This is a genomic window from Microbacterium halophytorum, from assembly GCF_002970975.1.
Taxonomy (GTDB): Bacteria; Actinomycetota; Actinomycetes; order Actinomycetales; family Microbacteriaceae; genus Microbacterium; species Microbacterium halophytorum.
This window is the reverse complement of sequence record NZ_PNFA01000021.1, coordinates 1-1,526: the sequence shown is the minus strand read 5'-3', so window position 1 is coordinate 1,526 and position 1,526 is coordinate 1. Positions and strand designations below refer to the sequence as shown.

The 1,526-nt window shown below is 64.1% G+C and carries 2 protein-coding genes; both read left to right on the top strand.

Features of this window, described 5'->3' with window-relative positions; translation table 11 throughout:
- Window positions 1–246: 246 nt before the first annotated feature.
- Window positions 247–474: a hypothetical protein gene (locus tag C0010_RS15340; protein WP_232531988.1), complete on the top strand. Its 228-nt coding sequence runs from the start codon at window positions 247–249 to the stop codon at window positions 472–474.
- A 17-nt stretch (window positions 475–491) separates the two neighbouring features.
- On the top strand, window positions 492–1,493 hold the full coding sequence (locus tag C0010_RS14815; RefSeq protein ID WP_105567866.1) for a DDE-type integrase/transposase/recombinase: 1,002 nt from the start codon (window positions 492–494) through the stop codon (window positions 1,491–1,493).
- Window positions 1,494–1,526 lie beyond the last annotated feature (33 nt).

Sequence of the window (1,526 nt, the reverse complement as noted above, 5' to 3'; positions counted from 1 at the left end):
CCCTCTTTGCCAGGCTGTGTGTGAGTCGTTCGGCTCGGGGAACGGAGTCGTGAGATGACATTGAGTCCAGGGTTCACGAGCTCGCAGATTCGCGGGTTCGTGCATGAGTATCAGCGGCAGCGGTATGGGCAGAAGCACCTGTGGTTGGAACGTCAGTCGTTCTCGCGGCATCAGTTCATGCGGTGGCAGAGGGCTGTGTTCAACGGGGATCTCGAACGCGGGCTGATTCCGCGAGAGGCTGGGGGCATGTCGTCGAAACGTAAACGGGAGCTCGTGGAACTGTCTGCGGACCAGCTCCAAGCCCATCATGACGCGGAAGTCGCGGCGTTGAACGAGCGGATCCGACAGTTGGAGGGCACCAACGACGCGTTGGGAAAAGCTATCGGGCTCTTGCACGTGCTGCGCGAGGAAGAGCCCGACGAGACGCCCGACGAGGCGACCGAGGAGGAGGCGAGCGGTCAGAACGATTCCTGACGCTCGAGAACGCCCTCGTGGCCGAGTTGACGGAGATCACGGGGTCCCAGCGTCAAGCGCTCGATCTGGTCGGCGTCGCGCGGTCGACGTGGCACTACCGGCAGAACCCTCGGGAGACGGTCACGGACCCGATCCCGCAATCCGAACGCGCCTATGAGGCGCGGATCAGTGACGCGGACCGAGCGCAGATCGAGGAACGGATCCTGGCGGGCTGGGCGGCGGACAACTCCGTGGACCACGCGTTCGCGACCGCCTGGGACGAGGGGATCATGCTCGGCTCTCGCCGCACCTGGTGGCGAATCGCTGCCGACATCGAGGACCAGATGCTGCGACCGGCCGCCGGGACCCGCAAAGACAACCGGCAAGCGCGCGACAAGCCGGTCCTGAAAGCGACCGGCCCCGGACAGGTGTGGTCCTGGGACATCACGGACCTGTATTCGCCGTGGCGAGGGAAGACGTTCAAGGGATACAAGATCATCGACATCTTCTCCCGCGACATCGTCGGCCACACGACTGAAAATCGTGAGGCCGACCATCTCGCCGTGGCGATGTTCGACGCCGCAATCGCCCGACACGGCGCCCCTGCCGTGGTGCATGCCGATTCGGGCGCCGCGATGCGATCGAACCTGCTGCGCGACGCCCTCACCGAACACGGCGTGACCCTGTCGCACAACCGGCCCTACACGTCGAACGACAACCCGTTCTCCGAAGCCGGGTTCCGGACGATGAAGTATCGGCCCGGCTACCCGAGAGTGTTCACCGACCTCGACACCGCCCGCGCCTACATCGACAAATACGTGGATTGGTATAACACCGAGCACAAGCACTCCGGGATCGCGTTGTTCTCCCCGGCCCAGGTTCACGACGGCACCTGGAAGACCCTCTGGGCCAAACGAGACATCGCCCTGCAGCGCTACTACGACGCCCACCCCGAACGGTTCCGGAGCCGGCCGGTCACGCCATCACCCGCCGACCACGTCGGCATCAACCTACCCAACAAAGAAGCAGTCACAATCTGAACCGAGTGACTCCACACAGCTTGACATCCGACG

Coding starts and splice junctions, on each gene's coding strand:
- C0010_RS15340 (WP_232531988.1), top strand. CDS start 247: ATGTCGTCGAAACGTAAACGGGAGCTCGTGGAACTGTCTGCGGACCAG.